Raw genomic sequence first — 25,745 nt, forward strand, 5'->3', positions numbered from 1 at the left:
CGCTTAATTCTTACGACCGCTATCGGGCTTTGCCGGTGTTATGCGGTAATCATCGTTTGTGATACCACTTACTCCCCGCTTCTTTTTGGGAGCTAGGGAATCAGTCTTCTGAGTTTGGGATGGCGGTGCCTGTACAAGCGGTGGTGCTTGCTGGTTGGTATTGTCTGTAACTGGCGGAATAATATCAGCTACGGGTACAGACGATGAATCAGTGCTGTTGGGAACAGTACTGATGGGAACATTGGTGCCCGGGTAAACAACCGGGTTTTTCTTATCAGGAATAATGGCTTTAGTGTCTATTGGTGGTGGCGACGCTGCCGGTGTAGTAATGATGGTCTGAGTGGCTGGCGTAGTAGCAGGGATCTTATTGGGTTTTGAATTCTGTTTATTGATTTTTATTAGAAACAATGCAATGATAATAACAACAATGCCGGGTAGCGCGTAAGGTAACACCTGACCGCCGCGCGGAGAGGATGGCGGTGTATCACCTCCATCATCGGTAGGCATATCTGCATCCAGCTCACCTTCAATGCGCGCCCATATAGCTTCCCGCAAATCAGGAATCGGCAGCTGGTTCAGCTTGCTGGTGATGGTTACTTCATATGTTGTTTTCTGATTCATTACGTGTTTAACTGTGTCAGTTGTTGTTGTAAAGTTTTCCGGGCTTCGCTCAGGTGCCATTTCGAGGTGCCTTCGCTGATGTTTAGTCGTTCGGCTATCTCTCGGTGGTTATAGCCTTCTACAGCATAGAGGACAAAGACGGCGTGCGTTGCTGGTGGAAGTTTCTGTATCAGTTTCATGATCTCTTCTGCTCCCATTCGCTCCAGCACACTGTTATTGATACCAGGCTCGGCTACGGTTTCCAGTTCCACATTTTCACTAAAGCGGTTTCTGGATTTGATATGATCCAAGCCCTCGTTCACTACTATCCGTTTGATCCAGGCATGTAGTGATCCTTTGGAAGAATCAAACGTGCGGATACTCTTGAATACTTTTACAAAGGCATGGCTCATAATGTCGGCAGCATCCATCTCATCGCGCGAGTAACGCAAGGCAATGGTCATGGCAAACTCATAGAGATGCTCGTACAGCAGCTTCTGCGCTTTGCGGTCGTTGGCCAGGCAGCCTTCGATCATGTTTTCAATATCGTACTCCAGGAGCGGCACTAGCTGTAATACTACATGGTTTCTCTGAAATTATTTAATGCTTTTGATCTTGCGTAATAGAAGCGATGAAGCAATTGCACTTAATACAAGCTTTGTCGGTTCATCTAAGTCATTGTAAAACCAGATCTCATGGTTCCATTGATTAATAATACCTACTACACCACCATCCATGCGCAGTTCATAACCTCCTGGTATTTCAAAGGGCATAGTTGCCTCTCTTCCTTTAGGTGATGTAGAATGCGTTACGCGTATTTGGTTAATGGTAACGGTATCTATGCCATTAGTAGCCAAGCCCAATTCCAACGGGTACCTAAAGACGGCTTTCCTCCCCATAGAATCAACAGGTGGATGTTCTCCATTATATACCGCCAATTGCCACACGCTGGTATCCTTGTTGGTTACGGGAATGATCACTGCTGAAAAGGCATACTGGTAGTTCTTTGTTTGGCTAAAGTCGCCCAGCCAACGAACGCCTGTTTTTACTTTTAGCATGTCGTGTATGCTGCCTTCTGTAGCCAGCACTTCGGCTACTTGGTTGCCATCGCTGATGGTATACTGGAAATGGTCTTTCGAACGCTCGGTCACACTGCTGGCTTCTACATCAAAAATTCTACTCACTCGGTCAGCAGAAGTTACAGGGGCTCTTTTGCTACTGCGACTGTTCTTTGTTAATAAACCTCTTTTTACTTTGGAGGTTTGATAGCTACCAAAGCGCAATTGTTTATAACTGTTCCAACCCTTTACTTCCATGCGGGTAGATTGTTCGCTAAAGCGGTTAGGTATAGTTAATTGATAAGGTTTGCAACTGCTTAAGCTTAAGATCAGCAATAGCAGGAATAGTATAAATAGAGGGATATAAACTCTCATGGAATAATTAGGCTTCATTATTTATAAATGGTTCGTCTGGTGGTAAGGATGGCTATGGTGCTGGCAATGGCATCAGCAATATCGGCGTTTAAGACTTCTTTCATCCAGGTTTTTTTATAGCGGCCGCTTTCATCTACTGTTACGGCCGCAATTATTTCCTGCTGGTAAGTAAACGCATATACCTGATGCAGGCTGCTAAGCAGGCTTTTGGCATTGCCTGCTTCAACAGGGCGGTCTCTTAACAGGGCTGGTGTTCGTATGAATTCAATGGTTATGCTGTCTTTTCGGATAAGGCCTTTCTGCGCTTCTCTTTTGGTGCCGTTTAAATTGGTAGCTACCACTTCCCAAAATTGATTGGTTTGGTTTGCCAGTTGTATGCGGGCTTCCAGCAGATCTTCATTACGTGATCCAAAGAAAGAAGAATCCTGTCGTAACCGGAACAGGGAAAACGTTTCATTGGTTAGCAAGGTCGCCCTGCATTCTACGGTACTTATTTTTTGCCCGTCTTTCTCTACGTCAAAGCGAAAGACATCTTTCGACCAGCGTAGCTTGTGGCTATACAATGGGATGCCACTAATACTGATAAGGTTTGCTGGCTGTAAGGGCTTTGCAGCAAAGAAAGACCCTAGCGTGCGGTGAAAGTGCCGTGTTTTGTAATCTGCAAAGGATAGATTCTTGCGTAAGAAGTGGCCTCCTTTCAGTCGACTTGGTTGCAGTTGTGCGGCCATTTTGGGAATGACTGTTTGCGACTGTCCGGCAATAGGTCGACCTAAAAAAATAAGCAGCGTGAAACTAAGTTGTATCGTAAAGTAGATTTTCATAAGGCTGCGTTATTTATGGCCAGTTGTTTCACTTGCTTCTACAGGGCCAAGAATAAAGATGGTTCCACTATTGTCTTTATAAGAGTATTCTGTTGCACCAATACTAATAACATTGTATATATCGATGCAGGGAGGAGAGCACACCTGTATCTTCCGGTTGTCAAGCAATGTATAGCAGGTGTTGGCAATGCTGCCTTGCCAGGTGTTACCTGTAAGAGTACCATTTTCTTTATAGAGATAACGGGCAGTAGCAAAGTCTTTACCGTCAGTTAGTACACCTCTCTTATAGCGCGTACCTGAAAAAGGGTCTATTACTTCATTTATTTGCCAGGGGTGCGCTGTAAGCAAGTTTTTTACTTCACTGAAGCTGGTATCATTACTGCAGGAGCAGGTATTATCTTTTAGCACTTGCTTTTGACAAGATAGAAGCACTAAGGATGCTAGTAACAACAAGCAAATTGACGGTTTGAATAGTTGAAACATAAACTAATAATGGAATTAAAGTATAAGGATGTAGCAAAAAGGGCTATGGATGTTATTGCACAGGACTGAATGTAAACTGTGTATACCCGTCTTCATGTACCAGCCGATAGGAAAAACTGTTCTCCCGAATAACAACATGTTCTACTATATTGGTAATGAATCCCCAGCTTAGGCGCAGCATATTATTATCTAGCAATTTGTAGTGGCCATTACTACCAGATTCTCCTTCCTGGTCGATGAAAGTAATCGAGCCATCTTTTTTGAAAGATTGACGTACTCGAGAAAAATCATCTTCATTATTGGCCGCCCCTTTTTTATAGGTAACGTGCGGTGGCTCTCCATCTGTTACTTCTGCTACTTCTTCTATCTGCCAGGTTTTTGCAGTTAACAGCTGTACTTCAATAGGCTCCTTTTTAAATTCATCATCCTTATTGCAGGAGGTAGCAGAAAATAACAGGGTTGATAAAAACAGGGCAGATGCCAGGTGAATGATTTTTTTCATAAACAATGGTTTAATAGTTAGGTTTTGGTAAACGCTTTCTAACAATACCCCAGGTGAAGACAAAACCGTTGGGTCATTTTCTGTCCGTTAACAAAACTTTAGCAACCTCATCCTTTGAGGCGCTTCGCGCTGCATGTTTTCGCGCAGAGGCGCAGAGCACATGGAGAGGGGAACCACGGAGGCACGGGGACACAGAGGGGCACGGAGAATAGGGTTTCCAATTGTATTTATAGCTCACCATTTCTTAGCATCTTTTCATCTTAGCGTTTTTGCGTGAAACCCTCCTTTGAGTATTGATCGTTGAGCATTGAACATTTTTCTCTACTTCTTCATTCATCATTCCTTGTTCCTTGTTCAATATTCCCTCCCTGTCAACTTATCAACTTGTCAACCTGTCAACTCAAATAAGCCATCAGCCATCCTCACATCTGCCATTTCTCCAAATTCTGCTAATCCATTCCAAATCCCACCAATCTGCGGTCTCTAGTGAAGAGCTGGAATCCATGTAATTATGAATGTGGCATAATATTTTGGCGTACTTGTGTAAACAATTGTTATGCAGGAAAGAACCAATAGAAACACTGACGCGGAATACAACCGTCAGATGGCCGAAGGCCGTGTAGGAGGCATTATAGACGAATACATAATTGAGGAAAGAGACACGCTGCAGAATATTGCCGACCGGTATGGTGTATCCCTGGAAGAAATTGTTGAAGCCAATCGTGATGCCATCCGAAATGCTTCTGAAATGATTCAGCCAGGTATGCGAATATTGATCCCGCAAAAAAGAAGGTGAGAACCATAGGAGAACAGCAATTGTCTTTTAAATAGCCTGGGTGAAGTTTTTAATGCCGGCTTGTGCCGGCATTTCCTTTGGACCGCGGATTACCTTGGATTAATAGGATTAACGGGATTGCAGCACTAAACAGTATGCCCTCTTTTCACGTTTCACTTGGGGCTGTTTGGCTTGCAGCTTGTAGCGTGCAGCTTGCAGCTCTCTTTCACCTCTCACATCTCTTTTGGCTTACTTTAGCAGTATGAAAGCTGCTAGTATAGCCGATATTAAAAAAGAGTTGAAAGAAAAGACCGCATCAGAGCTGATAGAGCTTAGCCTGCGCCTGGCCCGGTTTAAGAAAGATAACAAAGAGCTGCTAAGTTACTTACTGTTTGAGCAGCACGATTGGCCAGCCTATGTGCAAAGCATTAAAGAAGAAATGGATGAGGCTTTTGAAGAAATAAATACAGGTAGCTTGTTCTGGATTAAGAAAAGTCTGCGTAAGATACTTCGACTAACGAATAAGCATATACGTTATATGGGCGAAAAGGAAGGTGAAGTAGAACTGTTGCTATACTTCGTTACTCAAATAAAAGAGTTTAAAATTCCTATTAAGAAAAGTACGCAGCTGCAAAACCTGTATCAATCACAGGTAAAGAAGATAGAGGCTGCTATTGCTACGCTACATGAAGATCTGCAACATGATTATTACCGCCAGTTGGAAGCTGTTCAATAAATTATAGTATTGCCCTTTGCTTTAGTCAAAGATTTCTAAATAGCGCTTCACTGATCGTTCCATAGCCGCTTGTGCATTGGTACGTATATATTGACCAAAGGCACCATACATGGCATCATATGTTAACGGTGCTGCTGTAGCTTGTATGCTAAGAATTTCTCGCTTAGGTAGCGGTATCATGTTGGGGTAACTATACATGAACGACACCGTCTTTCGGTTAGGCGCCACTTGTATCGTATCGCCTACAAACAACGCACCTTTACCAGCTGGCCAGTAAAGAATAGAAGCGCCTGGAAAGTGGCCGCCGCAACGTACCAGTTGAATGCCATCCCATAGATCCAAAACTGGCTCACTCCATAGCTGTATACATTTATCCGTTCTACCCAGCCACTCTGCATCCAATGCATTAATATAAACAGGTGCGTTCCCAAAAGCTTCGCTCCATTCTATGATGGTAGAGAAATAGTGTGGGTGCGACAAAGCAATGGCGCTGATACCGCCCAACTCATTGATCCGAGTAATCGTAGCCGCATCCAGGTTAGCAATACAATCCCATAGAATATTACCACCAGGTGTTTGTATCAAATGCGCTCGTTGGCCAATAGCAAATGATGGTGTTGTGTAAATAGCATAAACACGATCTGCTATCTGGTCTATTGTGTTTGTAAAGCTGGCATTTAATTCTTCTAAGGTAGTCCACTGTTGCCCTTCTTCTTTTACATACTGCCTGTCGTCTTCACATATAGGGCAATGTGTAGGTGTATTAACAGAAGCATTGTATTGTACACCACATGTTTTGCAGATGTAATAGGTGGGCTGCATAGTAATACAGGTTTACGTAAATCTAAGTTATTGGAATTTGCTGCCATCGTAAAGAATAGTATCAACTATAGCAAGAATATTTCCAGAAAACGACTACAAAATCTCTTGAAGTAACTGACAAGAAGCTATTACCTTTCCGTATAATTTCAATTATGGACACCATCGCTTCTATTCAGAAAGATTTGCAGGCAGTCACTGAAAAATTGATCCAACTGTTACAGTCTTTTACACCGGATGCTTTTACGAAAAGACCTGCGGAACAAAACTGGTCAGCGGCCGAAGTGGCAGAGCATTTACTCATTGTGAATAAGAACCTATCGTATGTATTGAAGTTGGATGGCGCTACGCCTGATAGAGATCCTGATAAAAAGCTGGCTGTAATAAAAGAGGCATTATCCGATCGAACAATGAAGATCGTTGCGCCTGAGAGCGTAAAGCCAACAGGCACGGTGCAAAATCAACAAGAGTTGGTTGATGGCTTACAATATTGTATGCAGCAGATCAGTCGGGTAGTGGGCGAAAAAGATCTATATGAACTATGTGAGCAATACCCGCATCCTCGACTGGGCCGCTTAACTCGTTTCGAATGGCTCTACTTCATTATTTATCATACGGAGAGACATTGCAGTCAGTTAGCCGATATCTATAGTGAAGTTGAGGCTAGTGCTAGCATATAGAATCAGGAAGAAGTTAAGTTTGATTATCTAACGGTGAGGAGTACTATTTTATATTGCTGTAAAGACTAAAAGAAAACAGGCGCCATGATCATCATGTGCGCCTGTTGTATTACTTACCTCCCAACTGCTTGTTTAGGGGTGTTTGATAGGTCATTTTTTACAATAGGTATCGGAATGGGTTTGCCCTCCATACCCATAAGACGTATTAGTTCTTCATTCTCTTGCTTACGGGCCAGCATAAACGAAGACAACGCTTGCTGGTATTCTTCCCACTCATCGGGCGTATGTGTAGTTACGCCGCCTTGTTGTTCAAAATAGTAGTGAGCTCCAATATAGCGTTTTACATGGGCCCGGCTTTCGCCAGGCAAAAAGTTTTGTAGTTGCCAAAAATTATGGCTGCCGCTTTTCTTAATGGCTTTGTTTACATTGCCAGGACCTCCATTATAGGCTGCTAGTACCAATAACCAGTCGCCATAAATATTGTACAGTGTTTTAAGGTATTTAGCAGCGGCCACAGTGCTTTTATAAAGGTGTCGGCGTTCATCTACTTTGCCTCCTACTTTCAATCCTAGTAAGCGGGCAGTGCTAGGCATAAGCTGCCAGAGTCCTGCCGCACCAGCATGTGAGGTAGCCTTAGGGTTTAATTTAGATTCAATTACAGCCAGGTACTTTAATTCTGTTGGTAAGCCATATTGGCTGAAAATGGCAGCAATAGTACTAAAGCAGCTGCTGCTGCGTCGCTCTGCTAGTTGCAGATCTTCTTGATTGTCTTTTAGAAAGTTTTTAACAAAGCTTGTCGCTTTTGTGTTTAGGTTGGCCTTGGGGGCATTGGACATTTCACTGTTGAAGAGTTCGTCCAATAAGCTGCCCGACTTAGCCGAATCGGGGTTGACTAAAGAGCTGTCAGTTAAGACGGCCGTAACAGCTGCTTTGGTAAGAACCTGGGCAGCAACGGTTGTTTTTTGTTGGGCGTCTGTTGGCAGCTGCTGTTTACCACTTTTAGCATAAGCTACTGAAGAAGCTAATACAAATAGGTGTAACAGGCTCGCTTTAACGCGTTTCCTTTTTGTCATTGTTTTTGTTTAGGTAAAACAATACCGACCTGAAATTGGATTTCAGCTCAACGTTTTCTGGTATATTGGCGTCTATTATTATCAGCACGAAATCCGGTGGTCAGACGACTTGGTTTTTCAATTACCGGTTGCTGTTCAATTGCATATTTAGGTCGAAAGCTCTACAGCAAAGATAACACCAAAAAACGACCGATGCAACCCCTGCAGTAGGTAGGATATATGTAAACTACTGTGTTTCATATAAGTTAGATGCTGAAAAAAAACTTGTTAAAACCTTTTGATAACGTGGAGCCTAATTCGCTTTTTTCTGATTTGCTGTGTAAACTGTTAATGAAGTGTTTAAGAAATCAGTTTTGTGTAAGTGTGATATGCAAGAAATAAAACAGAAAGTATAATAATAAACCCAGCCTACCTCCATCTCAATTAGGAGTCTGGCTGGGCTTGAGTATATTCTTTACTTATGAATATAGTTTGCCAAGTTGGCAGATTATATAACGCTTAAGCTGTATTATAAATTTCGGTTATATAGTACAGATAGTATTTAATTTGAATGCCTGTATATATTAGTAGATGATTTGCTTGCATGGTGTTGCTTTAGCAATTACTAATTCATCGTTTATTGATCTGGTTTTTTTAATAAAAAATGAATGCTAAATGGTACGCTATTTAGGCTTCTTGTAATGTGGCAATGTCAAGCTTATTCATTTTTAGAATCGCTTGCATAACGCGCTCTCCTTTTGCAGGATCCCTCATTAATTGTCCAATAATACTTGGTATGATCTGCCAGGATAAACCATAGCGATCTTTTAGCCAGCCACAGCGACTTTCCTGTCCGCCTTCTGAAAGTTTGTTCCAGTAATAATCAATTTCTTCCTGGGTTTCACATTCCACTACCAATGATACTGCTTCGTTAAAGGTAAACATTGGCCCTCCATTCAAACCCATAAATTTCCTTCCATTCAATTCAAAGGTGACAACCATAGGTGTGTCGGTAGTGATCTTTGCGTTTTTAAATACAGAGCAGTAAAAGGTAGCGGCTTCTTTGGCTTTTCCATCAAACCATAAGCATACTGTAATGGGATTGTTTGTAGTAATCATGATGTAAGTATATGTTGTGTTTGTATCTGCAAGTTCGCATAACAATTAGATATTGTACAGGGGTAAAAGCGACATTTTTGAGAGTGAATGCGGCAAGTAAAGGAAAAGGTTTGTTTAGATAATGCTACACAAATATTTAATTATCTTCCCATGAACTTACTACCAAACTCTAACTGAAATGTTTTCATTACTATGAAACTAACTTGGCTCTTCTTGCTACTGTTTTTATTTGCCTCTTGTCGATCTTCAAAACTTCTGGAAACCCCCTCCTTACCTGTTACTTTTGAAGGAGATAGTTTGTTCTTTGATGGTTTAGATAGAGAGTGGATAGGATATAGTGCACTGTCGAATGTAGTACGTTTGTCAGTTGAATTAAGGCCAAATCAAAAGCTGTCGGTACCAATCAGTCGGCCTACACGTTTCGCTAGATATGCTACCTCGTACACGGTTTATCCGGGAGAAAACATAACTATTACAATTGATGAAAATGGCAACCCTTTTTTTGTAAGTAAGGGAAATGAGGAACGCAGCCGAGAGATGCGCTTCGAGGCAGCATTTCAGCAATTGAATTATAGACTTATACCTAAATTCCCACCCCGTACAAAAGAGTATTCTATCGATAGCATTTTACTCTTTGAACAACAAATAATAGGCGAAGTGCCTGCGTATATCAATCGCTCTAAAGCGTTGCTGGATTCATTAGCTACTGCTTATACAATCAGTGAAAATCTTAAGTCAATAACGAGAATTAAGCTGGAGAATGAGCACCGATCGATGCTGTATGGCTTTTATTTCGATTACCAGCAGGAGTTAAAGGCGCACAGTCTATATGTACAAAAGCTAAGAACATTGTTGTCAACTTTTAATTCCATTAAGGAAAAACAACAAATTTATTATGGAGGCTCACTGTTGATTGAACGGGTTATGCCAGAATTAATGCCGGTAAAAGATAGGGTAAGAGAAGATAGGCAGCTAAGGGACGTTATGGATACGGTCAATAAAAACCTTAAGGCACTTTCCCGTGACTTTTATCTTACCCAGGTAATGTACCATGCGCTTTATAGGCGTGTACCTGTTTCAAAAAGAAGTCTGCGTACTTATTACCGCTCTTGTAAAGATGTATCGTATGAATCTATTGTTAGAAACTTAGTTGCACAACAAAAAATGTATGCAGCACAGTCCAAGCAAAAAAAGGATAATCGCCTCATTGCTTTCGCAGATTCTAAAGTTTATACACTGGGAGAAGTGTTAGCTCAACACAAAGGTAAATTGGTTCTTGTGGATATCTGGGCAAGTTGGTGTGTACCATGTCAAGAGCAACAACCATATATGGAAAAACTGCATAAAAGACTGGCGGAAGAAAACATTAGTTTTCTGTATTTGTCAATGGATAGAGATCTTTTAAAATGGCAGTTGCGTAGTGGTGAGTTGAACTTGGATCCATCTCTTTCTTTTGTCTTTGAAAATTTTGAAAACCAATCTTTTCTTAAAAAATATAAGATTGAAACTATTCCACGCTACTTGCTACTTGATGAAAATGGTAATATAATTAATGCTGACGCCCCAACACCTGACACTGGTGAGCTTGAGAAACTGATTCAAAAACACTTGATAAAAGAATGACAGTACAAAATAGCTATTTCATTTCTCTCAGAAGTGAGATAGTTAAAATGGAGTAGATACTAAAAGACTAAATGTGCAGCAATAGTTAATTGTCCTCGGTGCTAGGTTTCATTTACCGGTTATTCAATCGAATCACCAGGCTGGCTGCCGGGAAGGCTCGTGCATTTCTTATGATATTATCAGGTAGCAGTATTCTTTCTTGATTCAGGCTTATATTCCCTGCTATTCTTCGGTTACGCCCTGATGCTACAAAAAAAGCGATGCTGCTGACTAAAGCTCCGGCACTAATAATCGCACATACCTTTGTTATTTCATGATAACCCTGTTCGTCTCCAGCGCCTGCCGGTGAAGTAATACCCATATTAAAAGTAGCAGCCGAAATAATCGCGGAAGTAACGCCAGCAGTCATTAAAATCCATGCAGTCGTTTTTTGTGATTTGCTTTTTCTCAGTAAATCTTCTTTTGCAGATAATCGAAACGTTGAGTCTTGCGAAATGGTTTTGGTAAATAACAGTAATAATGTGAGTGAAAAAATGACCTTTTTCATAATGATGGTTTATGCCTACTCTTTCAACATGCAGTTTTCGGCATCCCTGAGTCTTATCAGGATATGATAGTAAAAGGTCAAACAGTTAGTGGGGGCTGATAGTTTCCCTTCTAATTTACAAAATGAGTTTTAGGAATGCAATGTTTGCCGCATCTGCGCGAAACTTCTGAAGGCATTTTCCCTTGTCAACTTGTAACCCTTTCAACTTGTCAACCTCCCTTTTCACTTCTCACGTCTGACTAAGCGCTACATGCTTTGAAACCAAGTTTGCCAGGTCTTCAATTTTTACTGGCTTTGTTAGCACATCATCTGCACTGCAACCATCCAGTACAGCACGGGCATTGGAGGTATGGCTTACTAATAACAATACAGGTATGCCAATCGATTTCTTTAAATACTTACAAGTATCATAGGCATTAAAGCCCGGCAACTCGGGATTCACAATTACCACACCTACATGGTGTTGCTCAGCTTTTTCCACCAGCTCATTGGGGCTGTTCAATACTTGCACTTCAAAATCATGTTCTGTCAGGCCTGATTGTATACTAGACAGTACTTTTTCGTCATTATCACACACTAACACGGTTCTATTAGGATCTGCCATAATACCTGGTTTATAGTATTTACCATGTACAATGGTTGTGCCGGCAGGTGCCTGCGACTGGGTATTTTCTGCCACGGAAAGGCGGCGTCAATCATATTTTCTATTGGATTGGCCTCTGCCGGCAAGGTAGGGATAGGGGCTAGCTCTATATTGAAATAAAGCGTCTAATGCTTTCCGGCAGGTGTGCATTTCTTTTATTGTTGGGGCTTGACTGGCTGCAGAAGATTCAATAGTTTTAATGTGCTAATGTCTATGGAATTCGTCACTAGACATCCAAGTATATGAAAGCCCTTGGCATTTAAATTGACAAAAAAAGGGTGTGAACATGAATGATACGACGATGAAACCATCTGTACTTTTGATAGATGATGATCCTGACGACCTGTTCTTTTTAACGGAAGCTTTTCAGCAGGTAGACGACAACTACTCATATGTGGAAGCTTATGATGGCGAGGCTGCCTTGACACTATTAAAGGATATGAAAAGCAGAAATGAGCAGCCGGCCTTAATAGTACTGGACATCAATATGCCCATATTATCGGGTACAGAACTCCTCACAATTTTTAAAGACAACCCCGATTATTATAACATCCCCGTAGTGGTATTCACTACTTCTTCAAGTGCGCTCGACCGGCAATATTGCAGGCAATACCAGGTAGAGCTGATTACGAAACCCCAGAGCCATAAAGGGCTTTATGCGGTAGCTAAATATATGTTGCGTTACTGTCAGCCAGGGGTGGTTCCCTCTAAAGCGGCCAGTTGAAAATGCAGGGGCATAAAAGTTGTAATATTCTGGTTCGATAGTTTATTTCTTATGCAGCACGAATTTGAGCACCTGAATTATTTTGAGCTACATGCCCTACTTATTGATAAGAACAAAGAATTTACTAACGGAATTAAAGCTGGTAAAAACCATAGTGAGCTTCAGACTATCTACAATAGCATTAATGAAGTATATCGGGAACTTCGCGACCGGAAGGCTCAGCCAATAGCTATTAACAGTTAAATAGTTTGTTTTCCCCCGCTTAAGCCGTTTATTGGCGGCTAATACCTACTTTTGGAACTTTTCAGAAATTTAAAACGAGAGCTGTGCTTGCGATCATCCTATTTTTTGTATTGCATTGGTATTTATCGCTATTTGCCCAGTCCTTTTTTCATCACCGGTATGCCGCGCATAAGGCATTTACGATGGGTAAAGGTTGGGAGCGCTTTTTCTTTATCTATTCTTACATCACGCAGGGCTCTTCTTACATGAGTCCCCGCGTGTACGGCATTATGCACCGTATCCATCATGCGTATACGGATACGGAAGACGATCCGCATTCTCCGGCATATGATAAGAATATCATGGCCATGATGTGGCGTACCAGCATTACCTATGTAAATATTATGTATGGACGAATGGAGGTAGAAGAGCGTTTTACGAAAAATGTACCTAATTGGGGTTGGTTTGACCGCTGGGGCAATACCTGGTACTCGCGTATTTTATGGTCGGCTGTGTATATATGGTTTTATGTGGTGTTTGCTCCTTCGGCCTGGTGGTACCTGCTTATTCCTGTCCATATTGTTATGGGGCCTGTTCATGGGGTGATCATCAATTGGTTTGCACACAAGTACGGCCATGTAAACTTTGAAACGGATAATACTTCCAAAAACCTGTTCAAAGTAGATTGGTTAATGTTGGGCGAAGGGTATCACAACAATCATCACAAGTTTCCCTCCCGTACCAACTTTGCTGCTAAGAGGGGAGAGTTTGATCCTATCTATCCAGTTATTGTGTTATTGCTTAAGCTAAAGGTCATACGCGTGACGACAGTACCCGTAAAAGCACAATCGGTACATTCCTAATAAAAAAAGCGGCTCCCGAAACAGGAGCCGCTTTTTTTATTGTCTGAGAAAAGATTCGTGTCAATAGTAGCTTATTAACAAGCGAGCTCTATTATTCACCATTCACTACCGACTCCATACTCATCACTCATTACTCACCACTCACCATTGCCTTTCCTACTGTGGACTGTCGTCTGTCGACTTAACCCATCACTCATCTCCTAATGGTTAGAAACATACTTTAAACCAATGATAGAGCCAATCAATGTCGTTAGGAAGAAGATGCGCCATAATTGCGCTGGTTCCTTGAAGAAAAGGATACCAATAATAGCCGTTCCCGCAGCACCAATGCCTGTCCATACAGCATAGGCTGTTCCCATAGGCAATGTAAGTGTAGCTCTATATAGTAGATACATACTTAAGGTCAGGGAAATAAAAAAGCCTGATAACCATACGATATAAGCCGTGCCGGTTGCTTCTTTTGCTTTACTTAAACAAGTGGTGAATCCTACTTCAAAAAATCCGGCAATAATCAATATAAGCCAAGCCATAACAATGTGTTTGGGTTAAACCGGTAAAGATATCAGCTCTTCCATATGTTGGGCTGTTAATTTTAAAAAGATGTCATACTCATTCGCTTAGGACAGGGGCTTGCTCACACCCTTAAACTTGCTCTAATTATTTGCGCCTAACGTTTAACTGGCATCATTCCTGTGCGATTTTTTAGGTAACCCGATTTGTTGTTTTAAAACATATGCTTATGAAAGATGCTGACAACCATCCTGGCGAACGTGGCGTGGATGCCGGGAGCTCCGGCCGGCAAAAAAAGACAAACGGTAAGCGTGGAAATGCTGCTCCCCATACGCTGGTGAGTAATGAACCAAAAGCAGTCCGTTCTCAAGAAGAAGATTCAAAGAGGCACCAGGTAGTAAAAGAGAATAAGAGAAGTTCGAGACCTTCCACGGGGCCTGAGGATTGGGGCGGATATAATGGATATTAGCGTAATTCGAAAACGTATTGAATGATCTTGGTTTTGAGTAAGTTAACGCCTGATCGTTTGAAATCATAAGGCCCCACATCAGCGGAGCCTTTTTTGTGGGGGATGTGTGTATCAAGTAGCTTTTAGGTGTAAATACTCTGAAATGGCTTTGTTAGTACAGTTTATCAGCTCATCGGTAAGTGGCGATGAAAAATGCTGAGCTGTGGCCAACGGTTTAGCCAGGTTGAAAACAAGTTTCCCATCCGGCAAAAGAGACTGTAAATCCTTATCTGTATAACGTACCTGGCAATATGAGTCTCGACCTTCTTGCCATATACTCACTAATGCCGTATACAGTTGTTGGTGGAATGTGATATTGATCGAAAACAGTCTTGTCACCGGCCTTCCATTTATCAGTTCAGGAAAGTTATAAAACAAGGCAGGGTTTTAGGGAAGAGGTTATTAACATCCAATAATGGACGGTAATAATACAGCGAATAAAAGGGGTGTGAATAAATAGTGGCCATAAAAATAATGATTGAGTTAAGCGAATGCATTATCTGTAGAGAATCATACTACTCATAAAACAATAAACCCCAGCAATTGCTGGGGTTTATTGTTTTATGAGTGTAGCGAGTAGAGCTTCGCCTTATTGATCCTTAAATAACTCAAGTGCGTGTTTAGCCACAATGCCAAAGTTAAATCCTTGTGCTTCGTCAAAACCCGCATAGTTTACGGCAATCAACTGGCCACAATCATTAATGACAGGAGAGCCGCTAGCACCGTGTGTAGAAGTAATGTTGTATTGAAGCGAAGTGCCGTCAGATTCTTTATTGATCTGGCCTTCATAGATCTGTACACGAATACCTTTTTTAGTAGAAGCCAGAGTGGTTCCCATAGGATAGCCTAGCATATATGCTTTTGTGCCTGGTTTAATATTCTGGTCTGCAGTGCTGGCACTGTCTAAATGGATAAAGTCTGTTACCTGCTTAGGTAGCTTTTTGTCCTTGGTTTGTACCAGGGCTACATCAATAGCATTATCGGAAGACAGGTTGATTACTTTACACGGAATGATACTGGAAGGAGATATTTCAGTGCCGTGCATGGCTATGTAAACCCGTACACGCTTTGGCGTGATCTTGATGTCAGATTGTGTGATATAGGCAACGTCATCAGATGGTTCTGCTGGTTCATGGCTTTCCTGCGTAGCTTGGGTCACCATGTCAGAGACTGATTCCCCGTCAGTTGTGCCTTGCGTAGTGTCCGTTACTTCTGTTGAGGCTGCATCCGTAGCTTCCTCTTCGCCATCGCCTTCATAATCCTGGTAACGGCTTTCCCAGTTGTTTATTAAAAACGATTTGATAGCGTTTGGAGCAATTTCAGCTTTTACAAAATAAGTAAGGGAGTTGGCTAAAGAGGTAGATTCTTCATTATAACTCCAAGGTTCTACTACGTGTTTGTTTGTAATTAACTGCCCATTATTTGATACGAAAAAGGAGGTGCCGCTTACTGAAATTGGAGAGTTGTATTCATTGTATAAGGCCCAGTCGCCATTTATGTTCAAGGTGAAAGCAACTGGTGCCGAACCTTTTATGGATGCTTCATAAACATACTCTGTGAAAATAATGGGAACGGCAAACTTGTATTTATCATAAATAGATGTCTGATTAAGATTGCAGGTCATGGCTGGTGCATCTCCTTTGAACCAGTTGCTTTTCGCATACCAACCCATGCTAGCTACTGCTATAGCCAGTACGCTTGCAATGATGATGATTTTGGATCTGTTAGGGTTTGTTTTGGTTTGTGTTTCCATATAAGGATAAATGTTTTGACCTAATAGTTACTACTGCTGAGTTTTCTTTTTCATAACCCAGTAGTGTTACAAAGATTAGATGCGGGTACTACAAATTGACTTGAAAATGGTATGAATTGGAGAATATGCTGTACGTGTTACCAAAATACTTTGATCAGTGACCAGGTATTGCTGGTTTAGCAAATAGTGTGTTCCTGCACCCTGAAAATTGTTGTACCGAAATGTTGGCAATTCTACTTGGTAGCAAGGAATTTAGGGCATAGTCAGCTGTTGTAATGGCTATTGAAAATAGGTAAATTAGCAGTCAACTGCTGTTATGACAACCAATTCTAAAAAAGTGCTTTGTGTGGATGATGATGAGGATGACCAGTTGATCGTTTCAGAAACCATACTGGAAATCGATGACTCGATAGAAGTAGCTACTGCTTTGAATGGTCATGAGGCCTTGGCATTTCTTGATCAGGCTAAAGCCAATGACGACTTACCCTGCCTGATCATCATGGATATTAATATGCCCTTAATGGATGGTAAACAGGCACTTGTTGAAATTAAAAAGGATAAAGAGTTGGACCAGGTTCCAATAGTAATGTTTACCACTTCGTCTAGCCAGTTGGATATGGCCTTTTGCGAAAAGTATGGCGTGGAGTTTATTACTAAGCCAATCAATATGCAAGACTTTCGCAGTACGGTACAAAAACTACTAAGCCTACGCGCTGCGCCATAGAGTCAATAAGTAGTTGACAGCCTCAGAATAGCTAAAGTATAAGTGCGTTTGAACAAATTCGTTATGTAGTAGCCCAACAGTTTTTTGTTTTAAAGATCTACAGCTCATTGGGCTGTTGTACCCACTCGGATTTCCTATTTGGAATTTGTGATTTTGATTTTCTTATTTTGGCTTTATTCCTACTGATTATTTGGGTAAAAGCTGGATAACCAGTAACCCACAACCTGGTTCAGCAGTTGTTGCATTTCGTTAATTGTGCCTGGTTTTTGAAAGAAACCTTGCACGGCCATATGATATGCTTTTTCTACAGCATGCTTTTCGGCGTGAGTAGTATAGTAGATAAAAGGAATGCACTTTTGTGCCAGGGATTCATTTTTATTGATTTCATCCTTCAGTTCCAGACCATTCATCACGGGCATGTTGATGTCGCAAATGATCAAAAAAGGATGGTCAATGGTTTCTGTCAGATAATCAAGAGCTTCTTTGCCATTACTGAAGAATTTCAATTCATTGGTTACACCATTTAGCTGTAATACATCGGCTATTACCTCTTGATCTTCCAGATCATCTTCAACAATAATAATGGGTCCTGTCTTTGCCATAAATAATGAGGTATTATTCTTCGGTTTTATTTACAGTAAAAGGAAGGTAAGTACCATTTACACAGTATTGTTTTGTAATGGCTGCTGGGTTGCTCCAGTCAAAAGATAGAATGGTTTGCATAGCCAGTTTCAAATCGTCATAGCTATTGGGCTTTGATAAGAAAAGGTGTGCGCCCATTTCATAGGCAACGTCAATATTGTACTCGCGATTGGTACTGCTGAATACAACAATGGGAAGCTCTTTGGTAGTAGGGTTGTTACGAATTTCTTTTAAGCATTCAAGCCCATTCTTACGTGGCATCTCCAGGTCAAGAAAAAGAAAGTCAGGGACAAAGTGATTAAATAGAGATAAAAGCTCCTGTCCATCCTTTACAGAGGTCACACTTTTAGATGGTGCCACCTCGTGTAAAACATCTTCCAGAAAGAGACGGTCATCACTGTCATCGTCAGCTACAATGATGGATTGAATGTACATATCATTCTTCACAGCACTGTCAACACTCATGGTTAAGAATTTCGTTAGGGCCTAAGGTTTACAAATATAATAGAAAATGAGTTGGTGTTGCTGGCTAGACTTCCAAGTCTGAAGGTAACGCACCCGTCTGTCGTTTGCAATAGTAAGCAAAAGCTCAGCCACTCTTTTACTGTTAAGACAATAGCTATTTCAGGTGAAAAGGCACTTACATGGGTAAATAGTATAGAATTAGTTACCCATTTCAAAAGTTGAGAAAGAAGATGCAATAGTGTTGTAGTGGATAGTTCAATCCTGATCTGATTGCATGAAAAGAAGCCAGCTAACTGGATATAGCTGCTATACTGGAATAGCGAGTGTTTGATAAACAAGTTATAGAAACTAGCAAAGTGCGCATACACAAAGACGTATTGGTGAGCTCACCTGCCTTAAATATTCTATTCGTACAATAAACTAGGGCATACAACGGCCTGTTCAATAAGTGCTGGGAAACCTATCAAGCCTTCTGGCCAGCCTTAATAGCGACTCTAATTCATACAGCTACTAATAAATTCAATTGCTGTAGAACAAATGGCTATTGGGTTTATTAATGGATAATAACGAATCAATAATGCGACCGTTGCGCTGGCGTAGCTATTTTCTTAGCGCCAGCTGAACAGAAATCGACCAAGTCCTGGTTCAGCCGGGTTCGGTGCGTATAGAACAGGCCGTGCGGGGCGCCGCTATATACAATGAATTGGCTTTCTGGTATCATGCGGGCCGTACGTTCACTACTCACCTCTATGGGTACTGTTTTATCATCGTCGCCATGGATAATTAGTGTCGGTACGCTTATAGCTTCTACATCGCTACGGAAATCAGTTTGTGCAAAGGCCATCGCACACTGTTGGGTAGATCTTGGCGATGCTACAGCTGCCAGCATGTGGTAGTATTGTAATAAAGCGGAACTTACAGGATGGTTTACTAAACTTACGCTAAAGAACTTTTTGCCAAAATCTTCTAAGAAAGCCATCCGGTCATCTTTCATTTTGGTAAGCATGTCAGCAAAAACAGACTCGTCAACACCATCTGGATTATCAGCTGTTTTCAGCAGGTAAGGTGTTACGGCGCTAACCAGAACAAGCCGGGAAACACGGCTGTTGCCATAACGGTTTAAATAACGCACGGCTTCTCCGCCACCCATGGAAAATCCTACAAGTACCGCATCTCTAAGATCCAGTTGTTCTATAACTGCATTCAGGTCTTCAGTCAAAGTATCGTAATCGTAGCCATCCCATGGTTTGCTAGATTTACCAAAGCCTCGTCGGTCGTATTTGATCACACGCAGACCGGCATTCACCAGGTCGTCGAGTTGGTATTCCCACATATCCTTGCTCAGTGGCCAGCCATGTATCAACACCACAGGGCGGCCTTTTCCATAATCCTTATACGAAAGTTGAATTTCCTCGCCTGTGTTAGAATCGTTTCTAGTAATGTACTTCATTATATATGGTTTAAGGGTTAAAAGGAAAACAATACAGGGCAGGAATGGTTGCACTCAACGGCTAATCAAGGAAAAGAAAATGCTTCAAAACGCACACCAGAAATCTTTTATATCAAGCGAAGTGACTGAGTTTGGGATGGCAGATTTCTGATTTAAAGATTTTATAATAAGCGACTTCTAAAAGCTGCTAGCGGTGAGCTGTGAGCTACGAGAAGAGTCCACGGTCGACAGACGACAGTCCACAGGAGGGAAAAGTCAGTCAGAAGTCAATAGTCAGTAAGTCAATAGCGAGTGGTGAGTAATGAGTTGTTAAAGCCTCAGCAGTGAAGGTTTAGTGAAGTAGTATAGGAGGAGTAGAGAAGGAATATACTCTATAACTCCCCGGTAAGTGAGACTCATATAACTGGAATTTGGAATTTGTCCTTTGGGATTTAAAGAAGAGTTCCTGTGCGTAGGTACTCCCCTTTAGGGGCGGCTACTCACCACTCACCATTCACGAGCCAGGCTTCTGCCGCGCTGCCCTGCCTAGTCTCTTGTGCCTCTCCTGTACCTAGTCTGTACCTCTCCTGTACCTCTTCTGTAGGTAAGTCCGTACCAACTGCACAGATAAAGCCCTCTACCTGCCTTCCACATTCACTACTCCTCCCACAACCCTCCTATACTACTCCTATACACATTCACTCCTGACTCATCACTCATCATTCACCACTCACCACTCACCATTGACTTTCCTCCCGCGGACTGTCGTCTGTCGACCGTGGACTCTCCTCACGGCTGTTTGGCTTGCAGCGTGCAGCTTGTAGCGTGCAGCTTTCCCTCTTTCCCTTCTAATCAAATTCTAATCCCATCTTAACGTTTCCGGGACGGGTAGTTTTTAAAAAGTGTTTTCTTTTGTAATTCGACCATTAGACCCTTAACCCATGAAGATATCGCATCTTATCTTCCTTGCTTTCTTTTTCATTATTATACTGTTCTCCGCAACTACTGTCATCAACTTTAAGCAGTGGGAGCGGGTACAGGAGCATACTGAATATGTATCTACCTCTGGTGCTGTGGTTCGTAACGGAACCCGCTTTCAGCGCAATATCCTTAACATGGTGAGTGGTTTGCGGGGCTACTTGCTAACAGGGGAAACTTATTTCTTGCAGGTATACGATTCAGCCACCTTAGAAAACAGTGCAATACTGGATGAGCTTTCTCACTTAATCGCAGCAGACTCACCTCAACAGTTACGGTTAAAGAAAATAGAAGAGCTCCATGAAAAGTGGATCAATGAATTTGCCAATCCTTTAAAAAATGCCCGTGCTGTTGCTGCAAAAACGGATAATGGAGTAGTTGCCTTTAACCGGTTTTACCGCGGCAAACTAGTAGAGGTAGATGAAGAAGGTATTCATAAGCAGTTGCAATCTATGTTTCGGGAGTTTACCAATTATGAGTACGATATACGTGAAGACCGAAAGGTTGAATTGGCCGCATCGGTGAAACGTACGCGTCGTATTTCTTTGATCCTGACCATTGTATCTGTATTGATTGGTTTGGCTATTGTAGGGTTTTTGATCCAGCGGATTCGCAGGCGTATCCATACAATGGTAAACATGTCCAATACCATAGCTGCTGGCAATTACAGTATCCAGATTGAAGACTCCAATAAAGATGAACTCAGTGAGTTGGCGCATTCACTCAACCACATGGCGCAAGTGCTGGCAGAAAACTTCTCCCTGCTAAAGCAGAAAAATAATGAGCTGGACCAGTTTGCCCATATCGTTTCGCATGATCTGAAAGCTCCTCTACGCGGCATTGATAATGTTATATCCTGGATCGATGAAGATCATAGCGAAGAACTGCCGCCTAAGGTAAAAGATTACCTGCAGCTGATCAAGGGACGGGTAACACGATCGGAAAATCTGATTCAAGGTATTCTCTCTTATGCCCGTGTAGATAAAGAAACGGCCACAATGGAAGAAGTTGATATCAGTAAAATGATTGAAGAGATCAAGGGTAACATGGAAGTGAAACCCGGTGTTGAAGTGGTCACCCAAGGTTCGCTACCGGTGCTGCGAACGGAGGCGGTGCCGCTAATGCAAGTTTTCTCTAACCTGATTAGCAATGCTATTAAGTACCACAATCAAGCAACAGGGCAAGTGAAGATCTATTGTCAAGATGAAGGAGCACGCTTTCGCTTTTTTGTAGAAGACGATGGACCTGGTATTGCGCAAAACCATTTCAATAAAATATTTGTCATTTTCCAAACCCTGCACGAGCGCGATAGTTTTGAAAGCACAGGGGTGGGACTGGCGATTGTAAAAAAAATATTGGACGCCAGGAAAGAAACGATACAGGTTTCCTCAGAATTAGGCAAGGGATCGGTATTCTCCTTTACCTGGGCAAAAAATAAATGATATGAAGGTTGTAGACATTTTGATGGTAGAGGATGATTCGCTAGACACAATGGACATTCAGCGAACATTGGATAAAATGAAGATCATGTATAAGCTGCAGGTTGTGAAAAATGGCGAAGAAGCCATTCTCTCCTTGCAGGAGCGTGAGCAGGAATCGGCACTGCCGGACATTGTTTTGATCGATTTAAATATGCCTAAGATGAATGGACTGGAGTTTTTACAGGTGGTGCGTAGTACACCTGCATGGAAGGCGTTGAAATGTTTTGTAATTACCACTTCTGAAGAAAAAGTAGATCGGGAAACGGCTAATCGACTGGGTGTTTCGGGCTACATTGTAAAGCCCTTTAAGCTTAATAATCCGTCCTCTATGGATTCCTTTAACCTGATGATCGATTTAATGAACCTGCAAAACTAGTGAGCGTTGAAGCTGGAAAAGCAAGGTAGTCTTCCAGCTTTTGCGGAAATGATTATAAAAGCAGAGATGCTACATTGTTGTGTACCAGTTCCAGCTTTTCGTAATTAATAGAATAGTGAATTTGTTTTCCATCACGGCGTGTATTTACAAAACCGGCTTTGCGTAAGATGGACAAGTGTTGTGAAACAACAGTTTGTTCTAATTTAAGACGCACGTAAATCTCTGTAACATTGACCTCGCCGTACTCGTGTATCAGGCTAATAATATCTTGGCGTAGCTTGTGATTAAGCGCACGCAGTACTAATTCTCCTTTCTTTAATAAGATTGGTTTTATTTCCAGAGTAGTTACCATGTGTATTCTACGTTTAGGTTTCTCGTAAGATTTTCTAAATAATTAAAAAGACAAAACTACTATTGAATATAAAATAGTGCATACAAAAAACCACTGAATTAACAGATTAGTGAGCACTACGTAGTAAAAAAAGCACAGAGATAGGTGATTAAAGCTGCCTATGTGCGCTTACGTAGTAGTACGTAATTATTAATATACCATTTCTTTCTAATAAATTCCTTCGGCGTATCCAGTTCCTTTGCAATCAGTTAGTACCAAAACTAACACTGGATACACCATGAAAAATATCTTCTTACTACTACTGATTTTAATTCTTGTACCGGCTCTAGGCTCTGCACAGGGTGGCGTGTTGAGAAAATTAAAGGATAAAGTGAAAGAGCGTGTAGATCAACGCACAGAAGAAGGCATGGATAAAGGGCTTGATAAGGCTGAAGATAAGGTCAAAGGCAAGGGTAAAGCGAAGGGTGATGATACTGAAGACGAACCGAAAACAGAACCTGTAGCTAAAACCAGTACCGCTAAAGCTGATACGGCTCCAGCAAGCCAAGGGCTGAAAAGCTATTCCCGTTACGACTTTGTTCCTGGTGATCAGATCGTATACGCTGAAGATTTTGAACAAGATGTTATAGGAGAGTTCCCGCTGAAATGGTTTACGAACAACCGCGGCGAAACCGTTACCATAGAAGGCCAATCCAATAAATGGATGCGTATGTATCACGGTAGTCGCTTTGTGTCTCCGGCATTGAAAAAACTACCCGACAACTTTACCTTGGAGTTTGATGCTATCATTCACTTCAATCTCAAAGAAGAGGAAAAAGGGTATGTGAACCCTACGTTGAACTTTCACTTATTGGACCTGCGGCCCACTGATGCAAATGGGCGATCTTATATGCAAAACCAGGATGCATTAGCAGATGCACAGTTTAAGGTCTATCCGGGTGAAGTGGGTGAATCGCAACTGGAGTTTCAAAGTGAAGAGAAAGGCGCTATTTATCTTAATGGTTCGCAAAAGGCTGTTCCCAAGCTGGATAGCTATAATGGTAAGGTTTTCCATGTTGCCATATGGGTGCAGAAAGAGCGCATTCGCTGCTGGATCAATAGTGAAAAGATTTATGACCTGCCTAAAGGCATACCGGCTAGTGCCAAGTTTAACCGCCTTTCTTTTGATATCAACACTTCTGTCATCAATGAAGAAAAGATTGGTATGTATGTGACCAATATTAAGGTGGCACAGGGCGCTCCGGATATGCGCAGTAAGTTGATCACTGAAGGAAAGTTAGTTACCAGCGGAATTCTGTTTGATGTGAACTCTGATAAGATCAAGCCGGAGAGCTATGGTGTAATTAAAGAGATCGCCTCCGTTTTAACTGAAAATTCTACTGTGAAAGTGAAAGTGGTGGGCCATACTGATAGTGATGGTGATGCCGCTAAGAATCTGGATCTTTCCAAGCGTCGCGCGGCTTCTGTAAAAGCCATGCTGGCAAGTGAGTTCAAGATCGACGCCTCTCGTATGGAAACCGATGGCCTTGGCGAAACCAAGCCGGTAGCAGATAATGCCACCAAAGAAGGCAAGCTTCAAAACCGACGTGTAGAATTCATCAAGCAATAATCGATACGACCAAACTATATGCGAAAAGGGCTATTCTATATTGTAATCCTGTTGACCGCTACAAAAGTTAATTGCGTGCAAGCACAGGATGTTGCTGCTATTCGATTTGCTGATTTTTTGGAACAGTTGCCTAAGCCGTTGGCCACCTATAAGGAAACGATTGAAGCTTATGGAACCTTTGACCAGATGGATAAAGTGATGGGCGCTGCAAGCAAGGAAATGGATGGCTCTTTGACAGTTTTATATACACCCTTGCTGGAGTTATTTAAAAAGCGACTGGATGATAAATCGCAGCTTGCTGGTTTAAGTAAGGAAGAACGTGACATGGTAGAAGCTTTTCGGCACGGTAGTATTGGATTTGACGAAAACAATATCATTTCGGCTTTGCGGTATGTAATGGATCAAAATCGACCGTTGATCAGCAGTGGTAAATTATCATGGACAAAGGTTAGCCCCTCTGCTCCAGCAACAGTGCAGAAGCTTTACCAGCAAATAAAAGAAGTGGAAGGGCAGTTTGACTGGGTTGCATTTACCAAGCAAGCGGAGAACTACCGACCTAAGTTTGGACCAAGCGATGGCCGGTTGAGTGAAATCAGTGACAAGTTTAGCGAAGACTTGAAAAAGCTGCCTAAGAAGAGGATTGAAATCATGGATGGTATATATGATGATGTTGAAGATCCTGAAAAAGCCATTGCACTTTTGGAGAAGTATAAAACTGATTGGCAACAGGCATTTGAGCGAATGTATACTACTCGCTACCAATGGTGGTCGCTGCAATATGCAAAGCTATCTGCCATGAGTAAACGTATTGATGCAATAGCTGCCCAAACAAATGCTACAGAAGGCACAATTCAACCCGTGCTTGCTGATCTGCAGGCGCGTACCTGGGAAGCCTGGCAACGACTTTACCTGGTAACACAAGGAATATTTATTGATGCTACTTTAGCCGCTTCAGCTGACATACAAGTAGAGGGTAGTCTTGCCATTTATAGAAAGTATAAAGAAAACAGCAAGTGATCGTGAATCGGCACCGGTTTACAGCCTGTAGCCTTAACATATTTCCATTTGAAAAACCAATACAAATCCGTCCTAGCGAAAACCATTTGTCCGGAAACAATCAGTTGTAAGGAAACGTGTTTTCCTTTTATACACCCTTTTCGCTTTTGGTTGAAGCTATAAAGTTTGCAATAGTTGATTGGCGGTCAACTACAGTTTGCAGGTACTAAAAGGAGAATAGTTGCGCACGGATCACCAGGCGCAAATACAATTCATAAAT

The 25,745-nt window shown here is 41.8% G+C and carries 31 protein-coding genes; 13 read left to right on the top strand and 18 right to left on the bottom strand.

The annotated features are described in order from the left end of the window. Positions 1-3 precede the first annotated feature (3 nt). Genes SY85_RS19610 through SY85_RS19635 form a run of 6 tightly spaced genes read right to left on the bottom strand, consistent with a single transcriptional unit; the run spans position 4 to position 3,839 of the window. Positions 4-621 (bottom strand): hypothetical protein, encoded by a 618-nt coding sequence (locus SY85_RS19610; RefSeq protein ID WP_066406731.1) that lies wholly within the window; start codon positions 619-621, stop codon positions 4-6. After that, on the bottom strand, positions 621-1,136 hold the full coding sequence (locus tag SY85_RS19615) for an RNA polymerase sigma factor (RefSeq protein ID WP_066410013.1): 516 nt from the start codon (positions 1,134-1,136) through the stop codon (positions 621-623). The genes SY85_RS19610 and SY85_RS19615 overlap by 1 nt, the downstream gene beginning before the upstream one ends. Before the next feature lie 60 nt (positions 1,137-1,196). After that, positions 1,197-2,033 carry a hypothetical protein gene (locus SY85_RS19620; protein ID WP_148661243.1) on the bottom strand — a complete coding sequence of 279 codons (837 nt, stop codon included), beginning with the start codon at positions 2,031-2,033 and terminating at the stop codon, positions 1,197-1,199. Positions 2,034-2,050: 17 nt separating this feature from the next. Further along, a complete protein-coding gene (locus SY85_RS19625; protein WP_066406734.1) occupies positions 2,051-2,854 on the bottom strand; it encodes a hypothetical protein in 804 nt (267 codons plus the stop codon). Positions 2,855-2,863: 9 nt separating this feature from the next. Continuing rightward, a complete protein-coding gene (locus tag SY85_RS19630; protein ID WP_148661244.1) occupies positions 2,864-3,337 on the bottom strand; it encodes a hypothetical protein in 474 nt (157 codons plus the stop codon). A gap of 52 nt (positions 3,338-3,389) precedes the next feature. Then, a complete protein-coding gene (locus SY85_RS19635) occupies positions 3,390-3,839 on the bottom strand; it encodes a hypothetical protein (RefSeq protein WP_066406738.1) in 450 nt (149 codons plus the stop codon). 556 nt (positions 3,840-4,395) lie between these two features. On the opposite strand from SY85_RS19635, the gene SY85_RS19640 reads away from it, so the two are divergent. Next, positions 4,396-4,635, top strand: coding sequence for a LysM peptidoglycan-binding domain-containing protein (locus SY85_RS19640; RefSeq protein WP_066406739.1), 240 nt, complete (start codon positions 4,396-4,398; stop codon positions 4,633-4,635). Positions 4,636-4,876: 241 nt separating this feature from the next. After that, entirely contained in the window at positions 4,877-5,350 is a 474-nt protein-coding gene (locus SY85_RS19645; protein WP_066406741.1) for a hypothetical protein, read from the top strand. Between the two features lie 21 nt (positions 5,351-5,371). Here the strand turns inward: SY85_RS19645 and SY85_RS19650 are convergent, their stop codons facing one another. Next, entirely contained in the window at positions 5,372-6,172 is an 801-nt protein-coding gene (locus SY85_RS19650) for an MBL fold metallo-hydrolase (protein WP_066406742.1), read from the bottom strand. Positions 6,173-6,324: 152 nt separating this feature from the next. On the opposite strand from SY85_RS19650, the gene SY85_RS19655 reads away from it, so the two are divergent. Continuing rightward, positions 6,325-6,849: a DinB family protein gene (locus SY85_RS19655; protein ID WP_066406744.1), complete on the top strand. Its 525-nt coding sequence runs from the start codon at positions 6,325-6,327 to the stop codon at positions 6,847-6,849. Between the two features lie 113 nt (positions 6,850-6,962). Here the strand turns inward: SY85_RS19655 and SY85_RS19660 are convergent, their stop codons facing one another. Together SY85_RS19660 and SY85_RS19665 are read right to left on the bottom strand one after the other, a co-directional pair. Then, complete coding sequence (locus SY85_RS19660) at positions 6,963-7,922, bottom strand: lytic transglycosylase domain-containing protein (RefSeq protein ID WP_066406745.1); 960 nt, start codon at positions 7,920-7,922, stop codon at positions 6,963-6,965. A gap of 666 nt (positions 7,923-8,588) precedes the next feature. Further along, positions 8,589-9,020, bottom strand: coding sequence for a VOC family protein (locus SY85_RS19665; protein ID WP_066406747.1), 432 nt, complete (start codon positions 9,018-9,020; stop codon positions 8,589-8,591). Between the two features lie 192 nt (positions 9,021-9,212). Here SY85_RS19665 and SY85_RS19670 point away from each other — a divergent pair, with 192 nt between their 5' ends. Further along, complete coding sequence (locus SY85_RS19670; RefSeq protein WP_066406749.1) at positions 9,213-10,643, top strand: TlpA family protein disulfide reductase; 1,431 nt, start codon at positions 9,213-9,215, stop codon at positions 10,641-10,643. Between the two features lie 112 nt (positions 10,644-10,755). Here the strand turns inward: SY85_RS19670 and SY85_RS19675 are convergent, their stop codons facing one another. Next, on the bottom strand, positions 10,756-11,190 hold the full coding sequence (locus SY85_RS19675; protein ID WP_066406750.1) for a hypothetical protein: 435 nt from the start codon (positions 11,188-11,190) through the stop codon (positions 10,756-10,758). Between the two features lie 229 nt (positions 11,191-11,419). After that, positions 11,420-11,869, bottom strand: coding sequence for a response regulator (locus SY85_RS19680; protein WP_066406751.1), 450 nt, complete (start codon positions 11,867-11,869; stop codon positions 11,420-11,422). 250 nt (positions 11,870-12,119) lie between these two features. On the opposite strand from SY85_RS19680, the gene SY85_RS19685 reads away from it, so the two are divergent. The 3 genes from SY85_RS19685 to SY85_RS19695 all read left to right on the top strand — a co-directional run bounded on the left by SY85_RS19685 (position 12,120) and on the right by SY85_RS19695 (position 13,642). Further along, positions 12,120-12,557, top strand: a complete 438-nt coding sequence (locus SY85_RS19685; protein ID WP_082886620.1) for a response regulator — start codon at positions 12,120-12,122, stop codon at positions 12,555-12,557. 51 nt (positions 12,558-12,608) lie between these two features. Continuing rightward, on the top strand, positions 12,609-12,800 hold the full coding sequence (locus tag SY85_RS19690; protein ID WP_066406755.1) for a hypothetical protein: 192 nt from the start codon (positions 12,609-12,611) through the stop codon (positions 12,798-12,800). Positions 12,801-12,883: 83 nt separating this feature from the next. After that, on the top strand, positions 12,884-13,642 hold the full coding sequence (locus SY85_RS19695; RefSeq protein ID WP_066406756.1) for an acyl-CoA desaturase: 759 nt from the start codon (positions 12,884-12,886) through the stop codon (positions 13,640-13,642). Between the two features lie 200 nt (positions 13,643-13,842). On the opposite strand, the gene SY85_RS19700 is transcribed toward SY85_RS19695, so the two are convergent. After that, positions 13,843-14,172, bottom strand: a complete 330-nt coding sequence (locus SY85_RS19700; RefSeq protein ID WP_066406759.1) for a DMT family transporter — start codon at positions 14,170-14,172, stop codon at positions 13,843-13,845. 209 nt (positions 14,173-14,381) lie between these two features. Between SY85_RS19700 and SY85_RS19705 the strand changes: the two genes are divergently transcribed. After that, entirely contained in the window at positions 14,382-14,621 is a 240-nt protein-coding gene (locus SY85_RS19705; protein ID WP_066406762.1) for a hypothetical protein, read from the top strand. A 111-nt stretch (positions 14,622-14,732) separates the two neighbouring features. Here the strand turns inward: SY85_RS19705 and SY85_RS19710 are convergent, their stop codons facing one another. Together SY85_RS19710 and SY85_RS19715 are read right to left on the bottom strand one after the other, a co-directional pair. Further along, complete coding sequence (locus SY85_RS19710; protein WP_148661245.1) at positions 14,733-14,999, bottom strand: hypothetical protein; 267 nt, start codon at positions 14,997-14,999, stop codon at positions 14,733-14,735. Positions 15,000-15,249: 250 nt separating this feature from the next. Continuing rightward, positions 15,250-16,413, bottom strand: coding sequence for a S1 family peptidase (locus SY85_RS19715; protein ID WP_066406766.1), 1,164 nt, complete (start codon positions 16,411-16,413; stop codon positions 15,250-15,252). A 316-nt stretch (positions 16,414-16,729) separates the two neighbouring features. Between SY85_RS19715 and SY85_RS19720 the strand changes: the two genes are divergently transcribed. Further along, positions 16,730-17,137 carry a response regulator gene (locus SY85_RS19720; protein ID WP_066406767.1) on the top strand — a complete coding sequence of 136 codons (408 nt, stop codon included), beginning with the start codon at positions 16,730-16,732 and terminating at the stop codon, positions 17,135-17,137. Positions 17,138-17,316: 179 nt separating this feature from the next. On the opposite strand, the gene SY85_RS19725 is transcribed toward SY85_RS19720, so the two are convergent. The 3 genes from SY85_RS19725 to SY85_RS19735 form a co-directional block, all read right to left on the bottom strand. After that, on the bottom strand, positions 17,317-17,739 hold the full coding sequence (locus SY85_RS19725; protein ID WP_066406768.1) for a response regulator: 423 nt from the start codon (positions 17,737-17,739) through the stop codon (positions 17,317-17,319). A 13-nt stretch (positions 17,740-17,752) separates the two neighbouring features. Next, a complete protein-coding gene (locus tag SY85_RS19730) occupies positions 17,753-18,244 on the bottom strand; it encodes a response regulator (protein ID WP_082886621.1) in 492 nt (163 codons plus the stop codon). Between the two features lie 571 nt (positions 18,245-18,815). After that, positions 18,816-19,694, bottom strand: coding sequence for an alpha/beta fold hydrolase (locus SY85_RS19735; protein WP_066406769.1), 879 nt, complete (start codon positions 19,692-19,694; stop codon positions 18,816-18,818). A 920-nt stretch (positions 19,695-20,614) separates the two neighbouring features. On the opposite strand from SY85_RS19735, the gene SY85_RS19740 reads away from it, so the two are divergent. Continuing rightward, positions 20,615-22,093, top strand: coding sequence for a sensor histidine kinase (locus SY85_RS19740; RefSeq protein WP_066406770.1), 1,479 nt, complete (start codon positions 20,615-20,617; stop codon positions 22,091-22,093). Between the two features lies 1 nt (position 22,094). Beyond that, positions 22,095-22,508, top strand: a complete 414-nt coding sequence (locus tag SY85_RS19745) for a response regulator (RefSeq protein WP_066406771.1) — start codon at positions 22,095-22,097, stop codon at positions 22,506-22,508. Between the two features lie 52 nt (positions 22,509-22,560). Here SY85_RS19745 and SY85_RS19750 read toward each other — a convergent pair whose 3' ends face one another. Then, positions 22,561-22,860, bottom strand: coding sequence for an ArsR/SmtB family transcription factor (locus SY85_RS19750; protein WP_066406772.1), 300 nt, complete (start codon positions 22,858-22,860; stop codon positions 22,561-22,563). A 277-nt stretch (positions 22,861-23,137) separates the two neighbouring features. Here SY85_RS19750 and SY85_RS19755 point away from each other — a divergent pair, with 277 nt between their 5' ends. Together SY85_RS19755 and SY85_RS19760 are read left to right on the top strand one after the other, a co-directional pair. Then, complete coding sequence (locus tag SY85_RS19755; protein WP_066406774.1) at positions 23,138-24,469, top strand: OmpA family protein; 1,332 nt, start codon at positions 23,138-23,140, stop codon at positions 24,467-24,469. Positions 24,470-24,487: 18 nt separating this feature from the next. Then, positions 24,488-25,486: a hypothetical protein gene (locus SY85_RS19760; protein ID WP_066406775.1), complete on the top strand. Its 999-nt coding sequence runs from the start codon at positions 24,488-24,490 to the stop codon at positions 25,484-25,486. Positions 25,487-25,745 lie beyond the last annotated feature (259 nt).

The sequence above is a fragment of the Flavisolibacter tropicus genome (genome assembly GCF_001644645.1).
GTDB classification, from domain to species: Bacteria; Bacteroidota; Bacteroidia; order Chitinophagales; family Chitinophagaceae; genus Flavisolibacter; species Flavisolibacter tropicus.

Bases quoted from the DNA above. Each gene is read 5' to 3' on its own strand.
- SY85_RS19610 (WP_066406731.1), bottom strand. From the start codon at position 621: ATGAATCAGAAAACAACATATGAAGTAACCATCACCAGCAAGCTGAAC.
- SY85_RS19615 (WP_066410013.1), bottom strand. From the start codon at position 1,136: ATGATCGAAGGCTGCCTGGCCAACGACCGCAAAGCGCAGAAGCTGCTG.
- SY85_RS19620 (WP_148661243.1), bottom strand. From the start codon at position 2,033: ATGAGAGTTTATATCCCTCTATTTATACTATTCCTGCTATTGCTGATC.
- SY85_RS19625 (WP_066406734.1), bottom strand. From the start codon at position 2,854: ATGAAAATCTACTTTACGATACAACTTAGTTTCACGCTGCTTATTTTT.
- SY85_RS19630 (WP_148661244.1), bottom strand. From the start codon at position 3,337: ATGTTTCAACTATTCAAACCGTCAATTTGCTTGTTGTTACTAGCATCC.
- SY85_RS19635 (WP_066406738.1), bottom strand. From the start codon at position 3,839: ATGAAAAAAATCATTCACCTGGCATCTGCCCTGTTTTTATCAACCCTG.
- SY85_RS19640 (WP_066406739.1), top strand. From the start codon at position 4,396: ATGCAGGAAAGAACCAATAGAAACACTGACGCGGAATACAACCGTCAG.
- SY85_RS19645 (WP_066406741.1), top strand. From the start codon at position 4,877: ATGAAAGCTGCTAGTATAGCCGATATTAAAAAAGAGTTGAAAGAAAAG.
- SY85_RS19650 (WP_066406742.1), bottom strand. From the start codon at position 6,172: ATGCAGCCCACCTATTACATCTGCAAAACATGTGGTGTACAATACAAT.
- SY85_RS19655 (WP_066406744.1), top strand. From the start codon at position 6,325: ATGGACACCATCGCTTCTATTCAGAAAGATTTGCAGGCAGTCACTGAA.
- SY85_RS19660 (WP_066406745.1), bottom strand. From the start codon at position 7,922: ATGACAAAAAGGAAACGCGTTAAAGCGAGCCTGTTACACCTATTTGTA.
- SY85_RS19665 (WP_066406747.1), bottom strand. From the start codon at position 9,020: ATGATTACTACAAACAATCCCATTACAGTATGCTTATGGTTTGATGGA.
- SY85_RS19670 (WP_066406749.1), top strand. From the start codon at position 9,213: ATGAAACTAACTTGGCTCTTCTTGCTACTGTTTTTATTTGCCTCTTGT.
- SY85_RS19675 (WP_066406750.1), bottom strand. From the start codon at position 11,190: ATGAAAAAGGTCATTTTTTCACTCACATTATTACTGTTATTTACCAAA.
- SY85_RS19685 (WP_082886620.1), top strand. From the start codon at position 12,120: ATGAATGATACGACGATGAAACCATCTGTACTTTTGATAGATGATGAT.
- SY85_RS19690 (WP_066406755.1), top strand. From the start codon at position 12,609: ATGCAGCACGAATTTGAGCACCTGAATTATTTTGAGCTACATGCCCTA.
- SY85_RS19700 (WP_066406759.1), bottom strand. From the start codon at position 14,172: ATGGCTTGGCTTATATTGATTATTGCCGGATTTTTTGAAGTAGGATTC.
- SY85_RS19705 (WP_066406762.1), top strand. From the start codon at position 14,382: ATGAAAGATGCTGACAACCATCCTGGCGAACGTGGCGTGGATGCCGGG.
- SY85_RS19715 (WP_066406766.1), bottom strand. From the start codon at position 16,413: ATGGAAACACAAACCAAAACAAACCCTAACAGATCCAAAATCATCATC.
- SY85_RS19720 (WP_066406767.1), top strand. From the start codon at position 16,730: ATGACAACCAATTCTAAAAAAGTGCTTTGTGTGGATGATGATGAGGAT.
- SY85_RS19725 (WP_066406768.1), bottom strand. From the start codon at position 17,739: ATGGCAAAGACAGGACCCATTATTATTGTTGAAGATGATCTGGAAGAT.
- SY85_RS19730 (WP_082886621.1), bottom strand. From the start codon at position 18,244: ATGAGTGTTGACAGTGCTGTGAAGAATGATATGTACATTCAATCCATC.
- SY85_RS19735 (WP_066406769.1), bottom strand. From the start codon at position 19,694: ATGAAGTACATTACTAGAAACGATTCTAACACAGGCGAGGAAATTCAA.
- SY85_RS19740 (WP_066406770.1), top strand. From the start codon at position 20,615: ATGAAGATATCGCATCTTATCTTCCTTGCTTTCTTTTTCATTATTATA.
- SY85_RS19745 (WP_066406771.1), top strand. From the start codon at position 22,095: ATGAAGGTTGTAGACATTTTGATGGTAGAGGATGATTCGCTAGACACA.
- SY85_RS19750 (WP_066406772.1), bottom strand. From the start codon at position 22,860: ATGGTAACTACTCTGGAAATAAAACCAATCTTATTAAAGAAAGGAGAA.
- SY85_RS19755 (WP_066406774.1), top strand. From the start codon at position 23,138: ATGAAAAATATCTTCTTACTACTACTGATTTTAATTCTTGTACCGGCT.
- SY85_RS19760 (WP_066406775.1), top strand. From the start codon at position 24,488: ATGCGAAAAGGGCTATTCTATATTGTAATCCTGTTGACCGCTACAAAA.